The sequence below is a fragment of the Chengkuizengella sediminis genome (assembly GCF_010078385.1).
GTDB lineage: Bacteria > Bacillota > Bacilli > Paenibacillales > KCTC-33759 > Chengkuizengella > Chengkuizengella sediminis.
The window spans coordinates 473832-496661 of the sequence record NZ_SIJC01000002.1 but is presented as its reverse complement, the minus strand read 5'-3'; the positions used below and the strand labels follow the sequence as shown (position 1 = coordinate 496661).

Below are 22830 nucleotides of genomic sequence, written 5' to 3'. Positions count from 1 at the left end.
TTATTTTTCTCAGTATTTTTGTAACTTCTTTCATCCCAAAAAGACTTTTTCTTTTAAAAAGAAAAAGTCTTTTTGGAAACAAGGATAAAATTGGAAACCCCGTTTTTATCCTCCACACAAATATTGATTATTATGAAAAATATTTCAAATCTATGATTTTATTTCAAAATTGAAATTAATCGATCAGGATAATTAGTTATAATACCATCCACACCTAAATCTATTAATTCCTCCATCTCTTCCACGTCATTTATCGTCCAATATTGAACAGCTATATTACGTTTTTGTAACGTTTGGATAATTCGTTTTGATGCTAAATCAATTCCAGACTGCTCTAATGGCAACTGAAAGGCATGAACATCCAGTGATACTAATCGATCTAAATAAAATAGATTAGAAATTACATATTTTTTAACAGTATCGGGTCCCGCTCCGATGGCAATCTCATCGCCTGCCATTTCATGAAACCATACTAATACATTTTCATAAAAAGAATTAATAATTACTTTATCCTCTAGACCAAATTGCTTTATCATTTCGTATACTTTCCCGGTGAGCTCTTTATTTTCAGGTTTAATTTCGATAATCATTGGAAGCTCAGAGAAATTTTCTAATACTTCTTCTAATGTTGGAATCGCAACTCCTTTTCCTCTATAAGAAAAATTCCCTTGCTCATCAACAAAATGATAACCTGCATCTAATTGCTTTAGTTCATCTAACGTATAATCTGCGACATTTCCAGTCCCATTCGTTGTACGGTCTAAAGTTTCATCATGTATAACTACAATTTCACCATCTTTAGTTAAATGAACATCAAACTCTAATACATCTACACCTATTTTCTTAGCGTTTTTAAATGCCGTCAATGTATTCTCAGGTGTGATTCCAGCACCTCCTCGATGAGCTATGACAAGAGGGCTTCCTTCACTTAAAAACATATTTTTCTCTTGTTTTTTGACAGGTAGAAATTGAAAAATAATAAATAAAAAACCGATCACACTTAATATGGAAAAAAACCACTTCATTCTTCGCACTCGTTTTTTACTTTTTGTTATTTCAATCTGAGAATTCATTGCATCACCTATAATCCATTTTTTATTCTAACTTGAATCTATTTTATTCTATCATCATTTTAATTATGGTGATAGATATTATTTGGATGAGATGATCACTGCCAAATCATTTTCAGAAAATATCGGTTTCATAGATTCATCAACTTCCTCTTGGTTTTCAAGCAGCAGAAGGATTAATCATATTCCACTTCTTGAATAAGCATATTCTTATTTCTTCAATCCTCTACTCATTAACTAGCAAGTCATAATTAATCGTCGCCGTTTCCCAAGTATAAATAGATAATTCGTAATCTGTCCCTGCACATTTTTTTCACAAAAGATGGGTTAAAACATAAAACGGTGTCCAAGAAGGTCAGTATAAACCGACTATCTGGACATCGCTTTCATTATTTAATGAACAATGCATCTTTACATATAGTTTTACGTTTATCTATTCAGTTACAACGACATCATAATTAATGGTAAAGTTCTCCCACGTATAGACGGAAAGCTCATACTCAGTTCCTGGCGTTAAATCAATCGTTCTTGAATGAACATTTCCATCTTGAGAAGCCCAAGTAATTCTAGTACCCGTAGCTGCTTCATATAACTGCCAAGTGATCGCATCATTAGCACTTCCAGTGGTTAGTGTAATGGTGGTCGTACCGTTTCCAACAGAAGTAAAGTAATAATCAACGCCTGTGTTGGTACTGCTTAATGTTCCACTTTCCTCAAGGATAGCGCCACTTGGAGGAGTTGTAGATCCGACAGATATGGTAATCGTATCTGTATTCGTAGCTCCCTGATCATCTGTAACTGTTAATGAAACATTATAAATTCCTGCAGCAGTGAAAGTGTGTCTTGTATTTTGACTTGAGCTTGTATCCCCATCATCGAAATTCCATGCATAAGACGTAATGATTCCATCACTATCAGAAGAACTATCTCCAAAGAATGTTACCTGTTCACCGACATCTGCAGTTGCTGTCGAGCTTTCAGGGAAGGCTACAGGTGCATTATTTGGAGAACCACCGCCTCCGCCTGAAACAGAGATCGTATAATCGACAGGAGGATAACCACTCCATGTATAGGCTATAATGTAATAAGTACCTGCAGATAGATTCACTACATTATCCCTTAGAGGTCTAGCAACTACAACCCCACTTGCATCCTCAACTTCTATATTGAAACCCTGACTTGTATAAGTTAAATCAAACGTCACATCACCGCTAGAAGTAACGTTAAATGTAAACCAATCTGTATGATCACCTGCATCTGCATCAAGCGAAGCACTAACACTGTCTGTAAATATACTAGCATCTGACTTTCTATTATTTGGTTCCGTTTCGATACCTGAAGAAGGAGGTGTAGTGTTACCTACAGTAATTGTAATCGTGTCCATATCCGTAGCACCTTCATTATCTGTCACCGTTAAAGTTACATTATAATTGCCGGCTGAAGAGAATGAATGTGTAGGATTTTGTCTTGTGCTTGTAGACCCATCATCAAAGTTCCACTCATAAGATGAAATAGTTCCATCACTGTCAGAAGAACGATCTCCATAGAAAGATACAGTTTGACCTACATCAACATTTGTTACAGAACTTTCAGCAAAGGCTACAGGACGCTCATTAGATGTTCCCCCTCCGCCATCTCCAGTAAGCAAACCATGGAATACAACATCGTATTCAAAATTACCACTTGAATTCACTCTGTAATTTACAAAATATGCTGTGACCGTTCTATATCCACTCCAACCTGTATCCAAGTTTCTTAAGACCTGATTTACAACAGTGTCCATTTCAGATCTATCATTTACTTCTCCGTTTGATCGACCTCCAACATATCTACCTTCTACGGTATAGGTATCCAATAAGTCAGAAGTATAAGTACGTTCTACCACATTGCTTAAACTGATTTCATTTGTGATATCAGAGCTGATAGTTGACAGAGATCTGCTAGAGTGATTAAGCAAATAATCATTTTCAACTAATACGACTCGACCACCATCATCCACCAAATCTTGCACATGGTTTTGATATTGTGCCTCTAAGTTAGGGTCTCTTGATAAATCATCCATATAACGATCAAACCCTGTAGCATCTTCATTACTGATATATTCTTTTACATTGTCAAAAATATCCGGATGATCATTATAAATGAAGTCATAAAATGCATAGGAATAATCATAAATATCCCAAGACCCATAGGTTCCGTGTAAGACTTCATCTAATGTATATCTGTCAGAAGGATTGGAATGAATGTTTCCTATTTTGGTTGATCTGGTATCAATCCCGGTTCTAGTTGCACCTGCGAAAAATTCTCCGCCACCTTCTTCAACCCATACTAAACGGTCGTAATCATATAACGCTGTGTCTCCCCACATACCAGGAACTAAATATCTGCTTTGAAGGAAATGGAAATATTCATGTCTAAATAGTTCTTCTAACTCATAGATACTATCTGTTGGAACTACTCTGTCCCACGTAAAAAACGTACCCCAGCTTTCAATATAAATACCACCATTATCTGTTCCTACTCCATTCAAGTGCCAATTCATACGATATTCATCTCTATCATTATAAATAATAGCTGTTAATATATCATCTGGATTCCCAACTTCAACTGGTTCATTTACTCCATATAATCGATGGAATTGGGCTTTTTCTTCTTTGGTTGCCCAATAAATCCTTTGAATATCTTCTTCAGATACTCTATCCCCTGCTTTAACTATGATTTCTCCATCATCAAAGCTATAGTGATTTCCATAATAGTAATCTTCATAATCCGCAACGATAGAAGCATAGTTAATGTTGCCTCCTAAATCATCAACGGCTGCTGCAAGGGCTAAATATATCCCGCCATAATAAGGATATAAATTTAACGAGTCATTAAATGTGTTTAATGCAAAATTAGCGTTACTATGAAATCTTCCTTCTTCAGTAATCACAAAGACGGCGTTATCAATTAACCATTCATGATCCGTGTTTGCAAACTGATCAAAATTTAAAATATCAGCCACTTCATTAAAAAATGTATCTATCTGTCCATACCACGGAGCTTGTTCAGGAGAGTTGTATGTTCCATTACGATAGTTATAATACATATTGTATTCCGCTCCACTTAATAAAGCATATATTGCATCTGTTTTAGAAAGGTCTGTAATATACGTATCTACTCGATCATTAAAGGATCTAATCACAGAATAAGCCTCATCAAAAATATCTAGATCCGTTGTAGTGTGATTGATTAAATACCCTGTCGCAGCCACTACTGCTTCCTGAGTATCCGTCCCAAGGGTAAAGTTTGGGTTGTTCATCACGGAGAGGGCAGCTGGAGTGACTTCCCCCCTAAAAGATAAATCATCTAAAAATGCCATGTCAGGATCACCATAATCCCATCGATATAAAAAGCCTTTGTTTAACACTTCCATTAATGTAGCAATACCTCTACCATCACTAGTTGTATACTGAGAACCTTTGTATTCGATTTCATCAATAAGATACAAGAGGCGTTGACGATCACTGTAAAAATCAACAACATCTTGACTATACGTCCAAAAATCTGAAATTTCATCCGTACTTATCGTTTCTAATACCCCTACTAAATCTGAATAAGATAAACGAACAAGATCATCAAATGTGTATTCATGATTTGAAGAAATGCTTACCCTTAATTTATCCAATGCCTGTTGTCCATCATTTCTTGGAGGTCTGGTGGGACGATATCGTTCAAGCTTTGAGCTATCTTTTACATGAATACTTTTTTCGTTTTGTTCTGTTTGATCAAACTTTTGAATTGGAAAGACTGGCGCTCGTAGTTCTTGACTCAAACTCTGTTTTTTAGAATGTTGCGCAAAAACACTGTAACTCGAGGGGAAAATAAGGCTGATTGAAAGTAATAAAAGAAACATTTTACCTAATATATTGTTCTTAAATAATTTCACTAGAATATACCTCCGATTTTATAATCTTTCAATAATAACTTTTAAAAAATAACAGAAATATACCACCTCCCTTGGTTGTAAACGCTTACATATCATGTCATGTTTTGTTTGTTCTGTGTAAATATCAATAAACTGCAGGAAAAAGTAGAAGTTCAAAGTTTATATCCATCTATACTTCATCCATTTTTATCATTAACTACAAATGATTTATTTAAGAGAGGATAACATAATATTGAATAATAGTTATCACATAAGTAAAGTGTCTAAATTGAAGAAATTGAATTTATGGTTATTAGAGGTGACAGGATCAAGGATATGGATTTCCTTTGTGGAATGTTCTTGGAAATATTTGAATTGTATAAAATGACGTTGAGTTCTAGTTCCGCTTTATGTAACAGTCCAATACTTACACAGTTTTATCACCACCTTTCATTTTTATAAACGTCTTAATGTATAATGGTATGACCATATTATATGCTAAGTGTGACAATTTTTCAACAAATGTCACACTTTTTTATTTATTAACTGTCATGACACCCCATTAACTCTAGGAAATACCAAAGTATGGATTCAAACTGGACTTGATATCGATAATGCTACTGATTCCAAGTGATAGAGACTATATTAGAGTTACACCTAATCATTTAATAGAGGGCTAGTTTAAATCATTTGAGGATAGAGTTAACTTAGCAAAACATCTCAAACGTTTATCAAATTAGTTTGAGATGCTTTTTAGATTCAGAAAAATTTTAGGTTTGAGATTACTCTTTTTTGTCATCTTTAAGTTTTTGAGTTTTAGCCCATTCTCTCGTTTTGATCACTTCTGTACGATCTCTTAAAGTATGTTTATGAATAAGTTCCTTATGCAAAAGATCACTGGGACTTTGCCAGGATAAATTCTCTTCTTTACAAATTTGTTTGCATCTTTCCATTAATTTATCATCCTTCAATGGAATATTTAAATCTGAATAATTTATTAACTTTGTTGATGTTAGTTCTTTTAATCTTTCCTCAAGCTGGTTTATAAAAGCTTCAGCATTGATGCCTAAAATGTGTAGGTCCTTTGCATTTAGATTAGTGATTGCACTCCGCATCATTTTAACCGCACCGTTGATATTATTTCTACGTTGGTGATACAAGGAAACAGCAACCTGAATCAAACCAACCCAAGCCTCATCCAATTCAGGTCTTTCTTTTTCTTTCCAATATTCTTCTAAAATCTCATGACATTCAAAATAGTCACGTTCAGCATGGAAATATATTAAATAGTCAATGTATTCCTGGGGGTATTGTTTTTGTTGTATCATTATAAAAAGATCCCTCTTTTCTACTTTTGGGGCTAACCATCTAGATATAATTTATATATGCCTCTATTTTATCAAATTTCACATGAAAAAAAATAGTTCATACCACAAGCCATTTTCGTGAACTAAACACACAATTATAATTTTTCTAATAAGAATGTCTGATAAAATAAAAATACCATCCTCATTCATAAGGATGGTATTAATTAATTACTTACTTTATATTCCCACCAGCGTTTTGGTATCGAGCATTAAATTCTTGTAAAAATTGATTTGTAATCTCATCGCTATGAATAATTAATAAATTTTCATCATTCACGTTATTACCATTTTCACTCCAATTAGTAGAGCCAACTATAACTGTAGGATCACTTGTGGTATCTACATCTATTAACATTGTCTTACTATGGAGTTTTCTAGATTCATTATCTTGAAATACCGGCGCAGAATATGCCCAACGATTATTTGGATTTCCATTACTTGACTGTGATGCTGTCCTCCCAGTCATATCAACACTTGCTGACCACCATTGACTCCAATAGCTAGAATCAAAAACTCCTCTTACATCAAATCCAGTTAAAGCACCCTGTAAATCTGAATATGAACCTTCCCATTTGTATTTTAACTCATCTAATATTGGTTGGTCACTCCAAGCGAATATTGTAAAATAGGTACTATATTCAGCCTCATTCTTAATGATATCTTTAACACGACCTAACGCATTGTCACCAGAGGAAAAATACACTTCTACGGTTGTTCCATTAATATCAATACTATGAGTAGTGTTATCTGTTTTACGAGTATTAAAGTCAGAGTTAACCGGGTCAGGAGTTAGTGTACTACTTCCCCACATTTCATTAAATTCAACTTCATAGATCGATGCGAGTTCTGCACTATTTACTTCAACTACATGCTGTTGATTTCCACCTAAGACCCCATTTACCATATTCTCATCAGTGCCGTATAGACCTGTTACAGTATAGTTCCAACTTCCCGTAAATACCCACTTTTCATCAATAATTGCAAATTTATTATGCATTTGTGTGTTAGGTGAATAGTAGGAGTCAATTCCTTTTTGTTCAGCATTCACAAACATGTGACCTGTTTGATCTGAACTTCCAACTTGAACTGTCACTTCAGGAAAATCACTAAAGTCAGAAGGTAAACCATACTCTATTCTTTTTGTAACATCTTGAACAACAAACATTGGTGAGTCAGAGAATACCTGTATATCATCAGATGTACCAATTACTCCATCTAGACCTCTGACCATTTTTTCTAGATATAATCTCATTAACTCAAATCGTTCTAAGTTACTTGGGTCATCAGCATCTTTGGAGTCAGCAATAAATCGTACATCTACTCCATCATTTGCTTTCAATATTAACGTATCTACAATTTTAGGTAAGTTAATCTCATATGCAGCCATATCTATTACCGTTGTAGCTTCATTTAATCTTTGGATTAAGCGATCTTCTAAATTGATATTATAATTGGCTTGGTTTTGAAAATTTGCGTATTCTTCTAAAGCACATTTATTGAAATAAACATTAATAGCACCTGCTTCATTAGAAACATTGTTTAAACGCTCATCATTAGTATTGCAACCGATGGATTCAATCACCGAGTTCAGTTGATTTGGAGTACCGTAACCTACAGTATAAGTGACACTAGAATTACTCCAGTTGGAGGCAATTGAAGCTGAATTTGAATTAATTCTCTCCATTGTTGTTTTTGTATTATTATCACCTGCGTACCAATCATCAACTACATCTACTAAGTTGTTTTTTTCATCTCTTAACTCTAAATTTTCTCTTGTATTACTTAATGCACCAGTATAAATAATATCTGCAGTTATATTTGGAACAGTAAAATCATCAGTTCGTTCCAATAATAAGTAATCATTAGCAGCAATGGTTCCACTTAATTGAATGCTAGGCGTGCCGTCTATGGCATTTAATGACCATCCATCTAAAGAAATTGGTGAATTTGTATTATTATATAGCTCTATCCACTCATCGTTGCTACTAATATTTGTACCCATCCATGCAATTTCATTAATTACCACATCCCCTTCAGCTGCATTTACTGTTATTACATTAGGAATGCACATAGATAAAATTAATGACAAAACTATGGGAATTATTTTTAATTTATTCATAAATCACAACTCCTTTTATTAAAGTAAAGAAAGCGCTTACATTTCTATTCATAATGATATCATGATCGTTTTTGTATTAATACAAGTAATATCTTACAATTATTTGATTAAGATTCATCTTATAGAAAAAATAACCACTAATTCATTAAAAATAGCCCATTGACTGGGCTATTTACATATACATAAATCATAAATTCTGTTTTTATTTTAAAAATTCATAAGGTAGAGGTGATATTTCATTATTTTTCTTTAAATTTGGTATCTCTTTTTCAGAGTTACTAACTTCCTTTATTTTGTCCACTTCTCTATTTAATTTCTCCATTTTTGCATCTAACTGCATTGCTGTGGTTGCAGCTTCTTTCAGTTCAATTCTCATCTTTTCAGGAATTTCTTTATTGTACTTATAATAAATTTTATGTTCCAAACTTGCCCAGAAATCCATTGCGATCGTTCGGATTTGAATCTCAACATAGATATGCTCTTCTCGATCTGACATAAAAACAGGTATTTCTATAATTAGATGAAGACTTTGATAACCGTTTGGTTTAGGATTTTCAATATAATCTTTATATTCAATAACTTTGATATCTTTTTGTTTTTGCAGCATTTCACTGATTACATAAACGTCAGAAACAAATGAACAAGTGACTCGCACTCCAGCAATATCTCGAATGTTTTCTTTTATAGATGTCAAAGAAAGGTCAACACCTTTCCTTTTCGTCTTTTTAATAATGCTTTCAAGAGACTTTATGCGAGAATTTACATGTTCAAAAGGATCATTTTCATGAATATATTGAAATTCCTGTTTTAATATATCAATTTTCGTAATTATTTCACTTAATGCAAACTTGTAAGGCATCATGAATCTCAATAAATCCGATTTTATTGCTTTAATTTGTTTTATATCTTTAAGATCATTAATCTCACTTGGTAGTTTAATTTCCATTACAATTTTGTCTCCCTTACCTGATTCAACAAAAGAATATTTACATATATAACCGTTCTACACGTAGTATGACTCACTTTGATTTCATTATGCCTACAATAACGAACATGTTATCACTCACCACTAAATTAGTTCTTAAGAATATAGACCACTTAATCGAGATTGTACCTTGCATAATAATTTTTAAAATTTCTATAAAATAGGAGATAACAGACGTGAAATCGCTTCTTTAAACCTAATGAATAATGACCTTTCATTATATTTTTCAATAGTTAGTTCCGAACTTTGTCGTGAATCTTGAATAAACATTTCATCTAATTTTCCCGCCACTTTTTCATCATATACAATCGCATTCACTTCAAAATTTAATTTAAAGCTACGCATGTCAATATTCGTAGTACCTACAGAAGCTACTTCTTTATCCACTACAATTGTTTTTGCATGTAGGAATCCATTCTCATATAGCAAAATCTTTGCACCATATTTTAACAATTCTCCAGCATGTAACAGAGTAGCCCAATACACAAAAGGGTGATCTGGTTTATTAGGAATCATAATTCGAAGGTCAACACCTGTTAATAGCGCCATTTTACAAGCATCCATAAAACTTGCATCAGGAATAAAATAGGGTGTCTGAATATATACACTTTTTTTAGCTGCCATGATTAACTTAATATACATATATTTTAGATGTTCTGTTTCAGAGTGAGGTCCACTATCCACAATTTGAACTGGACTGCTTCCTGTATGTTTTTTATTTTGGAACATAAACTGTTCAATATGATGGTTATACTGTCTTTTTGCTTGATACCAATCTAAAAAAAATCTTCCTTGAATGTGATTTACAGCCTGCCCTTTCATTCGTAAATGAGTGTCTCTCCAGTAGCCAAACTTTTTATTCTTTCCAAGGTACTCGTCTCCGACATTAAAACCACCAATATAAGCTACTTTTCCATCAATAATACACAGTTTTCGGTGATTTCTATTGTTAATACGGAAATTAATTAATTTTAAAAAGGAAGGAAAAAACACTTCAACCTCCCCGCCATTTGAAACAAGTTCTTTAAAAAAGTAAGATTTGATTTTCCTTGAACCAATTTCATCGTACAAAACACGAACTTTTATACCTTCCTTAGCCTTTTTAATAAGTTCATCTCGAAGTTTCAACCCTAGGGAGTCTGGTTGAATGATGTAATATTGAATATTTATTTCTTGTTTAGCAGCTTTTATGTCTCTGAATAATGCGTCAAATTTTTCTTGACCATCATTAAAAATATCAATTTCATTGTCTGTTGAGATTAGAGCAGTAGCTGACTTTAAATTCATTAGAAGTAATTTATTTTGTTCGCTCATTAAATGGTTTTTGCTAAATTCATCACTATACTTTAACTTCTGTACCTGTTCATTTACTGCTGATTTGAGATAATTTTCTTCTTTAGAAGACAAGTGATAAAAGTTCTTTTTCTTCACCTGTCTGCCAAAAAACAAATAACATAAAAAGCCTAAAATAGGGATAAACAAAAATATCATTAACCAAGCCCAAGTTGAAGCAATATTTCTTCTTTCAATAAAAATAACTATTCCTGCAAGTAATATATTTATAATTGTAATCAATGATACAACGATTGTGACGATATTATTTAGTTCCATCTCGATACTCCCTTAACTGCTTTGTGAAAACTCTGATTATAAGACCTTTTCGAGTTTTAGTATTACCAATTATGTATAAAATAAGGAGAAATGTAAAGCTGATTTAATCAAAAGATATTTATAACTTTATGGTTTGACATCAAAACTAGTTGAAAAATGGTTTATTGTTACAATTCTCCTTTTATACGCTATACTATTATAGTAAATATATATCGATAAATACAAAGGAGATGAAAAATGTCAAAAGTATTTTCTATTTTTAAAAATGGTAATTATACGAAATTATTTCTTGCCAATTTAACTTCGCAAATGGGTACTGTAATCGGATTAACTGCTTTTATGTTTTACCTATTAGATCGCTTCTCCAATCAACCTTCATATGCAACGATTAATGAAATGATGTTTTCATTACCAACTTTGTTAGTGTTTTGGATTATTGGAGTTCTAGCTGATCGAATGGACCGGCAAAAAATTGCGATATATACGGATTGGATTCGAGCTGTTCTATCCATTTGTTTTCTAGTATCGATTTGGGTTGGTTGGATTCCATTGATTTTTTTCATCTTATTTTTAAGAAGTGCAGTACAAAAATTTTTCTTTCCTGCTGAACAAGCCATTGTCCAAGGTATTTTGAAAGAACATGAGTATACAACTGCAGCAGGATTAAATCAAATGGTAAACAGCTTGTTTATGTTATTTGGTAGCGCGTTAGGGGCTATTACATATTGGACAGTTGGTATTGAGGGAGCTATTATCGTTGATACTATTTCTTTTGTGTTCAGTGCTCTTCTTCTACACGCCTGTAAAATACCTGAAAATGTCCGCTTGCCAAATGGAAAAAATAAGCTAAAGGATCTTCAACTATCGACTATTTTTAAGGATTTTAATGAAGGAATGCGATATATTTTAAAGAATAGATTGTTATTTTCTTTGGTTATTGGGTTTATTGTCTTTGGAGTAGTTAATGGAGGATTTTCAGTTATCCCCATATTTGTTCTTAAATATAAATTAGCACCAGAAACGTATGAGCAAATGTCCGTTGTTTTAGGGATCGTATTCGGCGCCGCTGTATTGATAGGGAGTATCTTTGCTTCCATTATTGCTCAAAAAGTAAAGCTACATAAGCTTATTATTTGGGGGCTACTCATATGTGGTTTGTTTATAGTTTTATCATCATATACTGAATCACTTCTCATATATTTCTCACTTTCATTCATAGTTGGCTTGAGTCTACCATTTATTAATGTAGCCATTGGGGGCTGGCTTCCAAAAATTGTTGATCCAAAAATGATGGGTCGTGTTCAAGGCTGGCTTGATCCTTTAATGATGTTAGCTCAAACAATAACTTTAGGCTTTATTGCTGTTACCTTCCAAACTATAACAACTATTGAAGGATTATTTTGGCTCGTCGGGGGTTGTACAATTATGGTTGGTATCTTTTACGCCTTTGTATTACCTAAATATGATAAACAACAGACGACTACATCATCTGAACAAAACGTACAAGAGCCTAGTGTGATGTAATCATATGTAAATAACATTGAATTTTTTCTAAAATAGGTTTTTTTACCCATACCGAAAAAACCTCCTCAATAAATTAGATGATTGTTTATACTAATTTACAAAGGAGGTTTTCAGGTTCTTTATGTATCTTGCTTAAAATTAATTAATCTTTGCTTCATTTGTGGTACCATCATCCCATGCACGGTATTCACAAATTTCCCCTTCTTCGCCACAAACATAGTACATTACAAAGTGATTTGTTAACTCGTCAGCACTCCATTCTACAAATAACTGAGCACCTATATCTCCGCTAAAAAACCCTTCAAAATCGATAGCGTCTGATTGAGATTCTGCATCAAAAATATAATTTGGTGACGTAAGTAAGTCATATTTCCACATCACAATATCATCCAATGGAGAAACAAACTCAGCGTATTGATCTCCTAATAATTCAGAGATATCCCCTTTAGATAATCCAATTTGCAAATCATCTTGGATCATGCTGATTTCTTTATCATAAATAGAACTAAATGTTTCTTCTGTAGCTTCCTCTATGACTTGTTCTACTTCTTTGGAAACTTCATCTGTTTCTTCTAAATTTCCCTCTTGATTCAATTCTGTTTCTTCTGATTCTTGAACAACTTCACTATTTTGTGTATTTAATTCAATTTCTACTTCGTCCTCTCCATTACTACTACAACCGTATAAAAACAAACTACTTAAAACTACTGCAAACAACATACGAAATAACGATCGTTTCATCGATTTCTCTTACCCCCATTTAGTTCTGAATGTAATTTTAGCCAAATAATACTGCCTATATATAATAATAGACTCATTAATACGTAAAATGTTGCAAAAAATATCATAAAATGTCCAAATTTTTAGATGAAACCGATGACTTTTATTTACGTATTAATGTTTATAGAACACTCGAGGAGGAATTTAAATGATTGTATCAACAACTAATACACTTCAAAATAAAGAAATCGAATCCTATTTAGGAATTGTCGTAGGTGAAACGATTATGGGGGCAAATATTGTTCGTGACTTTTTAGCTGGAATTACGGATATTGTCGGAGGTCGTAGTGGAACCTATGAAAACAAACTATCAGAGGGGCGTGAAATTGCTCTGGAGGAAATGAAACAAAAAGCAAGCAGATTAGGTGCAAATGCTGTCATTGGAGTTGACCTTGATTTTGAAACATTACGTGATGGAATGATGATGGTTGTAGCTTCTGGAACAGCAGTAAGAGTAAAAGAATAATATATCATTGATGAATAATTTATAAAATAGTTTACATCAAAATTGAGCCTGTTATCTTTCTTTATCTATGAAAATAACAGGCTTTATTTGTACTAATCTTAGTCACCAGGTTAATCACAATAAAATTATTCATCACTAGTAAAACCCAAGGTATGTACGAACCAACTTCCAATAAAACCAATGATCGCACCGATTGAACAAATGATAATTCCTTGCCCAAACTGACTGACAAAATAATAAAACCCTACTCCCCAAGCTAAACTAAATATTGTTTTTAAAATTAAAAAATTTTCTCTATGATAAAAAAACAATATCCCTACAATTAGTATTCCGAAAAGCCACCAAGATTTTAGCATTGCACCAGCAAGAATAGACACGAGTAAAATTTCCAACATGATTAAATTAAAACCCTTTTCAATAATAATCGATTTTGATTTATTTCTTTTCATTTCATTCACCTGCATAGAAAGACCTTCTTTCTTTTAAATCTTAAGAAGGTTTACGCGTAAGATAACAAAAAGGTTTCAGACTTTACTCATTTTTTTAACAAAAACTTCATGATATTGACAATGGATTCTTAAATCAATTGACATCTAATGAAACTTCCTTTACTTTATTATAAAGTAACCTTTCTTTATAATGGTGATTAAACTGAATTTTGGGGTGATAAGATTGGAAAAAGCAACATTTGGTGCAGGTTGTTTCTGGGGAGTAGAGGCAATTTTTCAAAAAATAAATGGAGTATCAAAAACTGAAGTAGGATATTTAGGTGGTACAAAAGAAAGTCCCACTTATCAAGAGGTGTGTACAGGGGGTACAGGACACGCTGAGGTTGTACAATTGGAATTTGATCCAAACATCGTATCCTACGAAGATTTATTAGAAGTATTTTGGGAAAATCATAATCCAACTACACTGAACAGACAAGGACCAGACATTGGCACACAGTATCGCTCAGCAATTTTTTATCATACTGATGGTCAAAAAGAAAATGCAAGTCAATCTAAACAAGAAAAGCAGAATAGTGGAAAATATAAAAAAGAAATTGTAACAGAGATTACACCTGCCTCCACTTTTCATAAAGCAGAGGAATATCATCAAAAATACTTAGAGAAAAAAGGTTTAGACAGCTGTCATTTTTAAAGGAAAATAGATTAAAGAGCTCCTTTATTGGGGGCTCTTTAATCTATTTTTGGCAGCAACAATGTAAATGTTGTACCTTTTATTGAAGATTCTTTTAAAATCAAATCCCCTTTTTGTGCGTTCGCTAATATTTTGCTTAAAGATAAACCTAAGCCTAAACCTCGAACCTTATCTTTTTTCTCCGAACCTCTAAAAAATCTTTCAAAGATATTAGCTTGTTCTTCTATTGGAATGCCTGATCCTGAATCTGTCACATCTATGGCGACAAAATGAGCATCGTATGGATAAACTTTTAAAACGACTTCCTTTTCATCCTTCATAGCAGCTTGACTGTTTTTCAATAGGTTAAAAAGAACTTGTTTCATTCTTAATGGGTCGCCCTCAGCAAAAATATCTTGTTCAGGTAAAGATAAAGTAATTGAAACCTCTTCATCCATCACTTTCCACTGCTTTGCAACAGCTTGAACGATTAAGTTTAAATTCACTTTTTGAAAATCTAAGTGAATAACACCCGCCGCATAAGAATTAAAGTCTAATAAATCCTCTACCATTAATTGAAGTCGATTGGATTCTTGTAAAGCTAAATGAAGAAATTCTTCTTCCTCTTCTTTGGTAACTACTTTATCTTTAACTGCTTGAACTAAACCTGAAATTGAAGTTACAGGTGTTTTAATCTCATGTGTAATTCCCGCAAGTAATTCTGTTCTTAATGTTTCAAGATTTTTTAAACGAGTTGCCATATCTTCAAAAGATTGATTAAGTTCATTTAATTCTTTTTCTTTAAAATTTTTGTTTAACTGAATTTCATAGTTCCCTTGTCGAATTTGCACTGCTGCGTCGGCAACTAAACGAATCGGATTCGTTAGTTTTTTTAATAACCAATAAATAATAATCCAGCCAGTCACACTTAAACTAATAAAACTGATAATAAGAACACTAAATTGAAAATTTGATTTATCTCCTAAAAGGCTATTTTCAGGAATAATCATACTCACATAACCAATAATTTGTTCTCCGCTAATGATGGGGGTCACAATATGATATAAGTCCCCTGTGAAAAGTTTTAACTGTATTTTTTCAGTCGTTTGCTTTTCTACTTCCTTGAAGCTCATTACACGTACTCTAGAACCTTTTAGCCCTTTGATCATACTTCCATCTTGATATAATAACTTCCCAGATGAGTGATAAACTTGAAGTATACCTGCATTATTTATTGAGTTAGAACGTTTGAGCTTCTCCATAAAAAGGGAGAGAGTCCTTGGACTTTCCAAAATCAACTCTTCATTTACTGAAAGGCTACTTGAAATATTTATAGCATCTCTCTCCTTGAGATTCAATTCATTTTGTATCGTAGAATACTTAATCCAATAACCTAAAAAGAACGCGACCATAACAAGAATCAAAACCAAAATAATGAAATAACGAATGGTCCAATATTTCAATAAAGGAACTAGTTTTCTCTCACTGTTCTTTGACACTAAATTGATACCCCAATCCTCTTAAAGTTTTAATTTCTCCCTCTGTTGTAGGCCAATCTGTAAGAGACTTTCGTATTCGTTTTATAGAAAGATCCACAGCTCTATCACTGCCATCATAATCCATTCCCCATACTAGATCAAGTAGTTGTTCCCTTGAGAAGGTCTGGTTTGGATGCTGTACGAAAAAAATAAGTAAAGATAAATCTCTTGGATTCATTTCAATATATTCATTATGTAATGTTACGGAATGTGCTCCTAAATCAACAACTAAACTTCCAAAACGGAATTCCTCGCCCGATTCCATTATTTTATTAGGTCTTCTAAGCACAGCTTTAATTCTTGCAATCACTTCATCAGGATCAAATGGTTTTACGATATAATCATCTGCACCTTTTTCTAAGCCTGATAATCGATTTTCAATTTGACCTAATGCCGTTAACATGATAACAGGACATGTGCTTTCGGTTCTAATTTTTTTCAGGATATCCCATCCGCTTCCATTTGGAAGCATCACATCCAATAAAACTAAATCAGGTTTAACTTTCTCAAATTGTTCCATTGCTTCTATGGCATCATATGCAAGTTCAACTTGATAATTCGCTTTTCGAATATACACCGTTAGTACACGAGAAATAGCAATTTCATCTTCTACAACTAAAATCGTTTTCATGATATACCTCATTTATTATTCATTCTTTATCATCGTAACAATAAGAAGATTAAAAAGAAAGTAACACTTCTTTAACACCCTCTCTGATCTCTTCTATTGATTTATGATCTGTTTCAATGCTTAATGGTAAACCTTCAATATCCAAGTTTAAGTCTGCTGCTTTTTGTAGTAACCATTGCTCCTTATCTTCTTCTGATAATTGTGATGAGGTTTCTCATTACTTATTCCTCCTTTAGTTTTATGTATCTTACACCTATATATTAAATATCTATTGTGTCAGCAAAATGTCCAACTATTCATCTTCAATTAATAAAGAGTCCAAAAGAAAAGAGCAAGGAATCGTTAATTCCCTGCTCTTCTTATTATTTATATGTTCGATTTAAAGAGTAACCTCATGACTCTGGCCTTTTTTAGGAGCCAGTTCTTTCATTTCATCTTTAATTTGATCTACTGTTTTTCCCTCTGTATCAATACCTAGTTTCTGTGCTTTTTCAAACAGTCTCGCTTCACGCTGCTCCTGTAGCTCAACTTGTATTTCTTCAAACGTTTTTCCTTCTGTTTCAATGCCTAATTTTTTAGCATGTTCGAATAACTTCACTTCTTTCTCTTCATCAGATAGTTGATTCCATGATTCTACAAATTTCTCTTGGTCAAATTTTAAACCATTCGAACCTTGACCTCTTTTACCACGTTCTGGAGCAAGTGTTTTTAGTTCCTCTTGGATTTCTTCAATGCTTTTTCCTTCCGTTTCAATACCTAGTTTAGCTACACTTTCAATAAATCGATTTTGCTGTTCTTCCGTTAGTTCATCCCAATTTTCAGCCAATTTCTCTTTCCCGTGTACTGAAGCATACGCTCTTAATTCCTCTTGAATTTCTTCAATGGATTTACCGTTCGTATCAATGCCTAATTCCTCAGCCTTTTCAATCACTTTAACTTCATGAAGTTCTTGAATCGCAGCCATAACTTCCTCAAAGGACTTGCCATCTGTTTCTATACCTAATTTAGCTGCTCTTTCAAAAAATTGATTCTGTTGTTCTTCCGTTAGTCCATCCCATTTTTCAGCTAATTTCTCTGGATTCAATCCTTTTTCTTTTGGTCCATAACCTCTTTTACCTTTAGCACCATTCTCTGAAGCATAAGCTCTTAACTCCTCTTGAACCTCTTCAAACGTTTTACCGTCTGTTTCTATACCAACACTTTGAGCTTTCTCAAACAATTTTGCTTCTATTTCTTCATCCGATAATTGATCCCATGATGTAATGAGCTTCTCCTGATTCATCTTAGATGCTTTCCATTTGTATTGAGCTTCTCCATTTTCATTTTCATTTTCATTTGCAAAAGCACTTCCTACACCTACTGCACTAACTACTAATGTTGCTGCTACTGCTAAAGATAGAAACTTTTTATTCATTTTATTTTCCCTCCAATTTTTTAATGTACATCAGGTACACTTACAATATAAATTTTGAATGTGTCGGGTAAATGTCCAGAAAATGAAAATAACATTAATTTAGAGGTGCATGTCTTGAACGCTAAATATTGAGCATAAAAAATGGGATAAACTATTTCAAATCATTAAACTCAAGACATTAATATGTATAGTTATTCCACTGATTCATGGTTGATTGAATTAAACGTTTTATATCTTTAATTCTATTGGGATTGCACTCTTTTTTATTTAACAAATCACTTAATCCAATGATTTCTAATAGTTTAGCCTTTTTTAACCAATCGTCAGGTAATACACCTCCATTTTCTTTATATGCTGATATAAATGATTTCGAAAACAAACTAGAGGTATTTTCATACCTCAACATATTCCCTACATCTGCTAAAGGCGTACCACTAAAAGAATATTCCCAATCTAATATGGCTGATATATTTGCTTCTTGTTGGTTCATATCTACTAGTATATTTAAAGGATTAAAATCAGAGTGAATTAATGAGGTTTGATGTCCAATATCATCCATTAAATATGAAAATTCATTTACAAAGTTCCAAATATCATTAGTAAATTTATCACCCAACCACTTTTTTGCATTACCTTCAATGGTACTTTCTTTAATAAATTTCAAAAAGGACTCCGAATTGATTTCAAACATCTCACTTATAATTAAATTTTCATCAAAAAAACCACCTTTTTCAAACTGATATGTATGCAACTTAGCTAAGTATTTTCCTATTTGTCTTGCAATTTTCTCAATCGAACTTGCACTTTCATAATTAGTCATAAATTCTTTTAATTGAATACCTTGAATCCAATTGATGATCATAAATGGAGTTTTACATTTCTCACATGAAAAATCTGCGTACAATACTTTTGGAACAGGAAGTTGATCTGCTAAACGTTCATAAATCCTTTTTTCTACTTTTCCTTTAATATCGTCACGAGCATACAAACGTAATACATAGGTTTCATTTAAATTGGTTATGATTTTTAAATTTGAATTGTTTAATCCACCACTTAATGTTTTTACTTCTTTTATTACTCTGCCATTTAAAAATGGTTTAATCATTTCTGTTACTTCATTTTCACTTAATAAAATAAGTTCATTTGAACGTTCCCAATTTTCTTTCAAATCTATCAACTCCTAAAAGATTAATTATCGACCAAAAGCTTCGGAATAATAAATATATATTGACCCTTACATTAATGTTATAGTTTATAATAATTTTACAACGGTAAGGGGAGTTGGATTGCCAAAATGAAGATTGGTGAATTATCTAAATTAACCGGAGTAAGTATTCGATCATTACGTTATTATGAACAAAAAGGGCTCATTACACCCACTAGATTAGATAATGGTTATCGAGAATATCACAAGTTTACTGTTGACGAAGTCAATACGATTCAGTTCTATTTAAGTCTCGGATTATCCACAGAACAAATCTCAAACTTTTTACATTGTGTTTTAAAAAATAAAGAGACATTTTGTAAAGAAGTACTTCCAATTTACAAAGAAAAACTTGAAGAGATAGATAGTCAAATCAAAATGTTAACAAATATTAAATCAAATTTAGAAGAACGAATACGTTCATTTGATTCAGAAATTTATAATGAGGAGGAGCTTAAAAAATGACTGTTAAAAGTATAGCTGAAGTTGATTTCAAATCAAATATAAGTACAGAAGGTATCACATTAGTAGATTTTAGTGCACCATGGTGTTCACCATGCAAAGTGTTGCTACCTATTCTTAATGAACTTAGTGAAGAGATAGGTGAAAACATCACAATACTTAAAATAAACGTTGATGATTCCCCGTCTATTTCTGCCGAATTTGGAGTGATGTCTATGCCTACTGTTGTCCTATTTAAAGATGGTGAACCCGTAGAAAAATTAGTTGGATTAAGACCAAAAAGTGTATACACAACTCTCATTGATAAACACTCATCGAAATAACGAATTATAACAGTAAACCATCTTAATACTTCCTTAGGATGGTTTTTTTTGTAATCGCTAAATAAAACGTATGTTCTCATTATACAATAACGAAGATAAGATTGCATTAACTTTTCTAACATTTAATTTTAGAATTCCTAATTTTCCAGACAAAATTAAAAGACCCTATTTCATCAAGTAGCAATTACTTTATTATTTATTCTCCCTATGAAAGTCTCCATTTAATCACTTCATGAAGTAAATACATTAGTTTATCTCATTTAATATATTAGAAACATTAGTTTTACTTATGATTAGACAGGATATACAATGAAATTAAAGTTAATAAATTCAAACATTTATAATTAATGAGGAGAGGTTAAAATGAAAAAACTAAAAGTATACCATATTGACGCATTTACAACTGAACAGTTCAGTGGGAATCCAGCAGGAGTTGTCCTAGATGCAGATTCTCTGACGATGAATGAAATGCAAAAAATAGCGAATGAACTGAATGTATCTGAAACCGTATTTCTCTTAAAAACGGAGCATAAAGAAGCAGATTTTAAAGTGAAATACTTTACACCTAAAGAAGAAATTAATTTTTGTGGTCATGCAACGGTCGGTTTGTCTTGGTTACTTAGCACTGATTTAGGATGGTCAGAAAAAGCGGAGCAAATCATATTAGAAACAAATATAGGTCTAGTCCCTGTTAAGTGGAATAAAGATGGGAAAGGTGTAACTTCAGTAGAAATGACACAGGTTGCTCCTAAAGTAAAAGAAATCCACTTAGAAAATAGTAAAATTGCAGAAGTATTGGGGTTATCAACTCACGATATCGATGATCGTTATCCAATAAAACTTGCAAGTACAGGAAATTGGCATCTGCTAGTTCCAGTCAAAACTCAAAAAGCGATCGATTCAGCTAAACCAAATTTTAAAAAATTAGCACAACTAAATGAAAATTATAATATAGATACAACACACTTATTTACATTTGATACAGATGAAAAAGATAATGATCTTTATACCCGAGATTTTCTGCCTGCTTTAGGAGTAGATGAAGATCCCGTCACAGGGGCTGCAAACGGAGCATTATCTGGCTACCTAGTGTTAGAGAAAATATTAGACCCCACTACTAGACATCAGCTGAAAATCGCTCAAGGCCATGCGATGAATCGACCCGGTACATTAGATGTTACAATTGAACCTGGAGAAGACCATCCTATTATAAAAGTAGCGGGTGCAGCGGTTGTTACAATCGAAGGTACATTAAACCTTCAAAGTCCTCCCCTTGTCAAAGTTTAAAATTGAAAGTAGTGAACAGTGGCTAAAACTTAATAGTGCACCTAAAGGTAATCCTTTAAAGGGTTATCTTTATTTTTTTAGTACTTTCAATAAATTTTTTGACAGCAAGAGGCACTGATTTTAATGAACTCACGGCTAAACCTATATCACGAAAAATAGGAGGTTCTGGTTTTACTAAAACTACATTATTTAAAGTGTTAGGGAGTGTTAGTTTAGGAACAATGGATATACCTATTCCTTGTTCAACCATTGCAAGAATAGTGTTATTGTTACTAATCTCAAAAGTAATATTTGGTTTTAAGTTATCCCTTTTGAATGATTTCTTTACTAAGATTTCACAACCTGCTTTAGGCATAATAAAAGGTTCCTGTTCGATTTGATTAAGAGTCATTATTTGATGGTTAGATAAAGGATGTTCCTCAGATAGAATAATATATAAGTCATCCTTTAAGATGAACTCTGTATCATAATCAGGACACGGTAATGTAACAAATCCTATATCAACAATTCCAGAAGTAATCCAGTTTTTAATATCATCATACCCACCCTCATATAATTCAATTTCAATCCCAGGGTGTTTCTTTTTAAAATCCTTTAATATTTTTGGGAGTATCTGTGAAGAAACACTTGAGAACGCGCCCACTTTTACCTTCCCAACCTCTATACCTTTAATTAATCCTCTTTCTTGATTTAGTTTTTCATTATGTTCTAAAATATTACGAACATGTTTTAAAATCCTCTCACCTGAATCAGTGACAGTGATTCCATTACGATTTCTAGATAACAAGGTAATATCCAGTTCTGATTCAAGGGATGAAATCGTATGACTAACACCGGATTGTGATAATCCTAATTTCTCCCCTGCTTTTGTGAAGCTACCCGAATTTACAACCTCAGCTAATACTTGAAGCTGAAATATAGTCATATGATCCTCTCCGTATTCTTGATTACATTTTGTGTTTTTATAATACTTGATATGATGCGTAGTCACAATCCTTTATTTCTCAAGGTAGCTTTAAT

General features: G+C 32.7%; 20 protein-coding genes. 7 read left to right on the top strand and 13 right to left on the bottom strand.

The genetic code is table 11. From position 1 onward, the window contains the following. Positions 1-158: 158 nt before the first annotated feature. On the bottom strand, positions 159-1025 hold the full coding sequence (locus EPK97_RS06920; protein WP_162035868.1) for a glycerophosphodiester phosphodiesterase family protein: 867 nt from the start codon (positions 1023-1025) through the stop codon (positions 159-161). Positions 1026-1503: 478 nt separating this feature from the next. After that, positions 1504-4998 carry a collagenase gene (locus EPK97_RS06915; RefSeq protein ID WP_162035867.1) on the bottom strand — a complete coding sequence of 1165 codons (3495 nt, stop codon included), beginning with the start codon at positions 4996-4998 and terminating at the stop codon, positions 1504-1506. 520 nt (positions 4999-5518) lie between these two features. Between EPK97_RS06915 and EPK97_RS06910 the strand changes: the two genes are divergently transcribed. Continuing rightward, a complete protein-coding gene (locus tag EPK97_RS06910) occupies positions 5519-5611 on the top strand; it encodes a sporulation protein (RefSeq protein WP_420826780.1) in 93 nt (30 codons plus the stop codon). 148 nt (positions 5612-5759) lie between these two features. On the opposite strand, the gene EPK97_RS06905 is transcribed toward EPK97_RS06910, so the two are convergent. The 4 genes from EPK97_RS06905 to cls form a co-directional block, all read right to left on the bottom strand. After that, positions 5760-6305 (bottom strand): DUF309 domain-containing protein, encoded by a 546-nt coding sequence (locus EPK97_RS06905; RefSeq protein WP_162035866.1) that lies wholly within the window; start codon positions 6303-6305, stop codon positions 5760-5762. 211 nt (positions 6306-6516) lie between these two features. After that, positions 6517-8463, bottom strand: a complete 1947-nt coding sequence (locus EPK97_RS06900) for a phospholipase D-like domain-containing protein (protein ID WP_162035865.1) — start codon at positions 8461-8463, stop codon at positions 6517-6519. Positions 8464-8665: 202 nt separating this feature from the next. Next, positions 8666-9409: a GTP pyrophosphokinase gene (locus tag EPK97_RS06895; protein ID WP_162035864.1), complete on the bottom strand. Its 744-nt coding sequence runs from the start codon at positions 9407-9409 to the stop codon at positions 8666-8668. Positions 9410-9601: 192 nt separating this feature from the next. After that, positions 9602-11059: a cardiolipin synthase gene (gene cls, locus EPK97_RS06890; RefSeq protein WP_162035863.1), complete on the bottom strand. Its 1458-nt coding sequence runs from the start codon at positions 11057-11059 to the stop codon at positions 9602-9604. A gap of 237 nt (positions 11060-11296) precedes the next feature. Between cls and EPK97_RS06885 the strand changes: the two genes are divergently transcribed. After that, on the top strand, positions 11297-12583 hold the full coding sequence (locus tag EPK97_RS06885) for an MFS transporter (protein WP_162035862.1): 1287 nt from the start codon (positions 11297-11299) through the stop codon (positions 12581-12583). Positions 12584-12721: 138 nt separating this feature from the next. On the opposite strand, the gene EPK97_RS06880 is transcribed toward EPK97_RS06885, so the two are convergent. Next, complete coding sequence (locus tag EPK97_RS06880; RefSeq protein ID WP_162035861.1) at positions 12722-13324, bottom strand: hypothetical protein; 603 nt, start codon at positions 13322-13324, stop codon at positions 12722-12724. Between the two features lie 187 nt (positions 13325-13511). Here EPK97_RS06880 and EPK97_RS06875 point away from each other — a divergent pair, with 187 nt between their 5' ends. Further along, positions 13512-13829 (top strand): YbjQ family protein, encoded by a 318-nt coding sequence (locus tag EPK97_RS06875; protein ID WP_162035860.1) that lies wholly within the window; start codon positions 13512-13514, stop codon positions 13827-13829. A gap of 125 nt (positions 13830-13954) precedes the next feature. Here the strand turns inward: EPK97_RS06875 and EPK97_RS06870 are convergent, their stop codons facing one another. Further along, positions 13955-14293, bottom strand: coding sequence for a hypothetical protein (locus tag EPK97_RS06870; protein ID WP_162035859.1), 339 nt, complete (start codon positions 14291-14293; stop codon positions 13955-13957). 208 nt (positions 14294-14501) lie between these two features. Between EPK97_RS06870 and msrA the strand changes: the two genes are divergently transcribed. After that, positions 14502-14972, top strand: coding sequence for a peptide-methionine (S)-S-oxide reductase MsrA (msrA, locus tag EPK97_RS06865; RefSeq protein ID WP_240903711.1), 471 nt, complete (start codon positions 14502-14504; stop codon positions 14970-14972). A gap of 38 nt (positions 14973-15010) precedes the next feature. On the opposite strand, the gene EPK97_RS06860 is transcribed toward msrA, so the two are convergent. The 4 genes from EPK97_RS06860 to EPK97_RS06845 form a co-directional block, all read right to left on the bottom strand. After that, the gene (locus EPK97_RS06860; protein WP_162035857.1) at positions 15011-16450 is read right to left on the bottom strand and encodes an ATP-binding protein; all 1440 of its coding nucleotides are present in this window, start codon (positions 16448-16450) and stop codon (positions 15011-15013) included. Then, on the bottom strand, positions 16434-17120 hold the full coding sequence (locus tag EPK97_RS06855; RefSeq protein ID WP_162035856.1) for a response regulator transcription factor: 687 nt from the start codon (positions 17118-17120) through the stop codon (positions 16434-16436). Before EPK97_RS06855 ends, EPK97_RS06860 begins: the two co-directional genes overlap by 17 nt. A 379-nt stretch (positions 17121-17499) precedes the next feature. Beyond that, a complete protein-coding gene (locus EPK97_RS06850) occupies positions 17500-18534 on the bottom strand; it encodes a hypothetical protein (RefSeq protein ID WP_162035855.1) in 1035 nt (344 codons plus the stop codon). 178 nt (positions 18535-18712) lie between these two features. After that, on the bottom strand, positions 18713-19702 hold the full coding sequence (locus tag EPK97_RS06845; RefSeq protein WP_162035854.1) for a phosphotransferase family protein: 990 nt from the start codon (positions 19700-19702) through the stop codon (positions 18713-18715). A gap of 126 nt (positions 19703-19828) precedes the next feature. On the opposite strand from EPK97_RS06845, the gene EPK97_RS06840 reads away from it, so the two are divergent. From EPK97_RS06840 to EPK97_RS06830, 3 genes are all read left to right on the top strand, one after another. Beyond that, the gene (locus EPK97_RS06840) at positions 19829-20203 is read left to right on the top strand and encodes a MerR family transcriptional regulator (protein WP_162035853.1); all 375 of its coding nucleotides are present in this window, start codon (positions 19829-19831) and stop codon (positions 20201-20203) included. Further along, positions 20200-20523, top strand: coding sequence for a thioredoxin (trxA, locus tag EPK97_RS06835; protein ID WP_162035852.1), 324 nt, complete (start codon positions 20200-20202; stop codon positions 20521-20523). Before EPK97_RS06840 ends, trxA begins: the two co-directional genes overlap by 4 nt. A gap of 363 nt (positions 20524-20886) precedes the next feature. Then, a complete protein-coding gene (locus tag EPK97_RS06830; protein ID WP_162035851.1) occupies positions 20887-21810 on the top strand; it encodes a PhzF family phenazine biosynthesis protein in 924 nt (307 codons plus the stop codon). Positions 21811-21865: 55 nt separating this feature from the next. Here EPK97_RS06830 and EPK97_RS06825 read toward each other — a convergent pair whose 3' ends face one another. Next, positions 21866-22735, bottom strand: a complete 870-nt coding sequence (locus EPK97_RS06825; RefSeq protein ID WP_162035850.1) for a LysR family transcriptional regulator — start codon at positions 22733-22735, stop codon at positions 21866-21868. Positions 22736-22830: the final 95 nt, after the last annotated feature.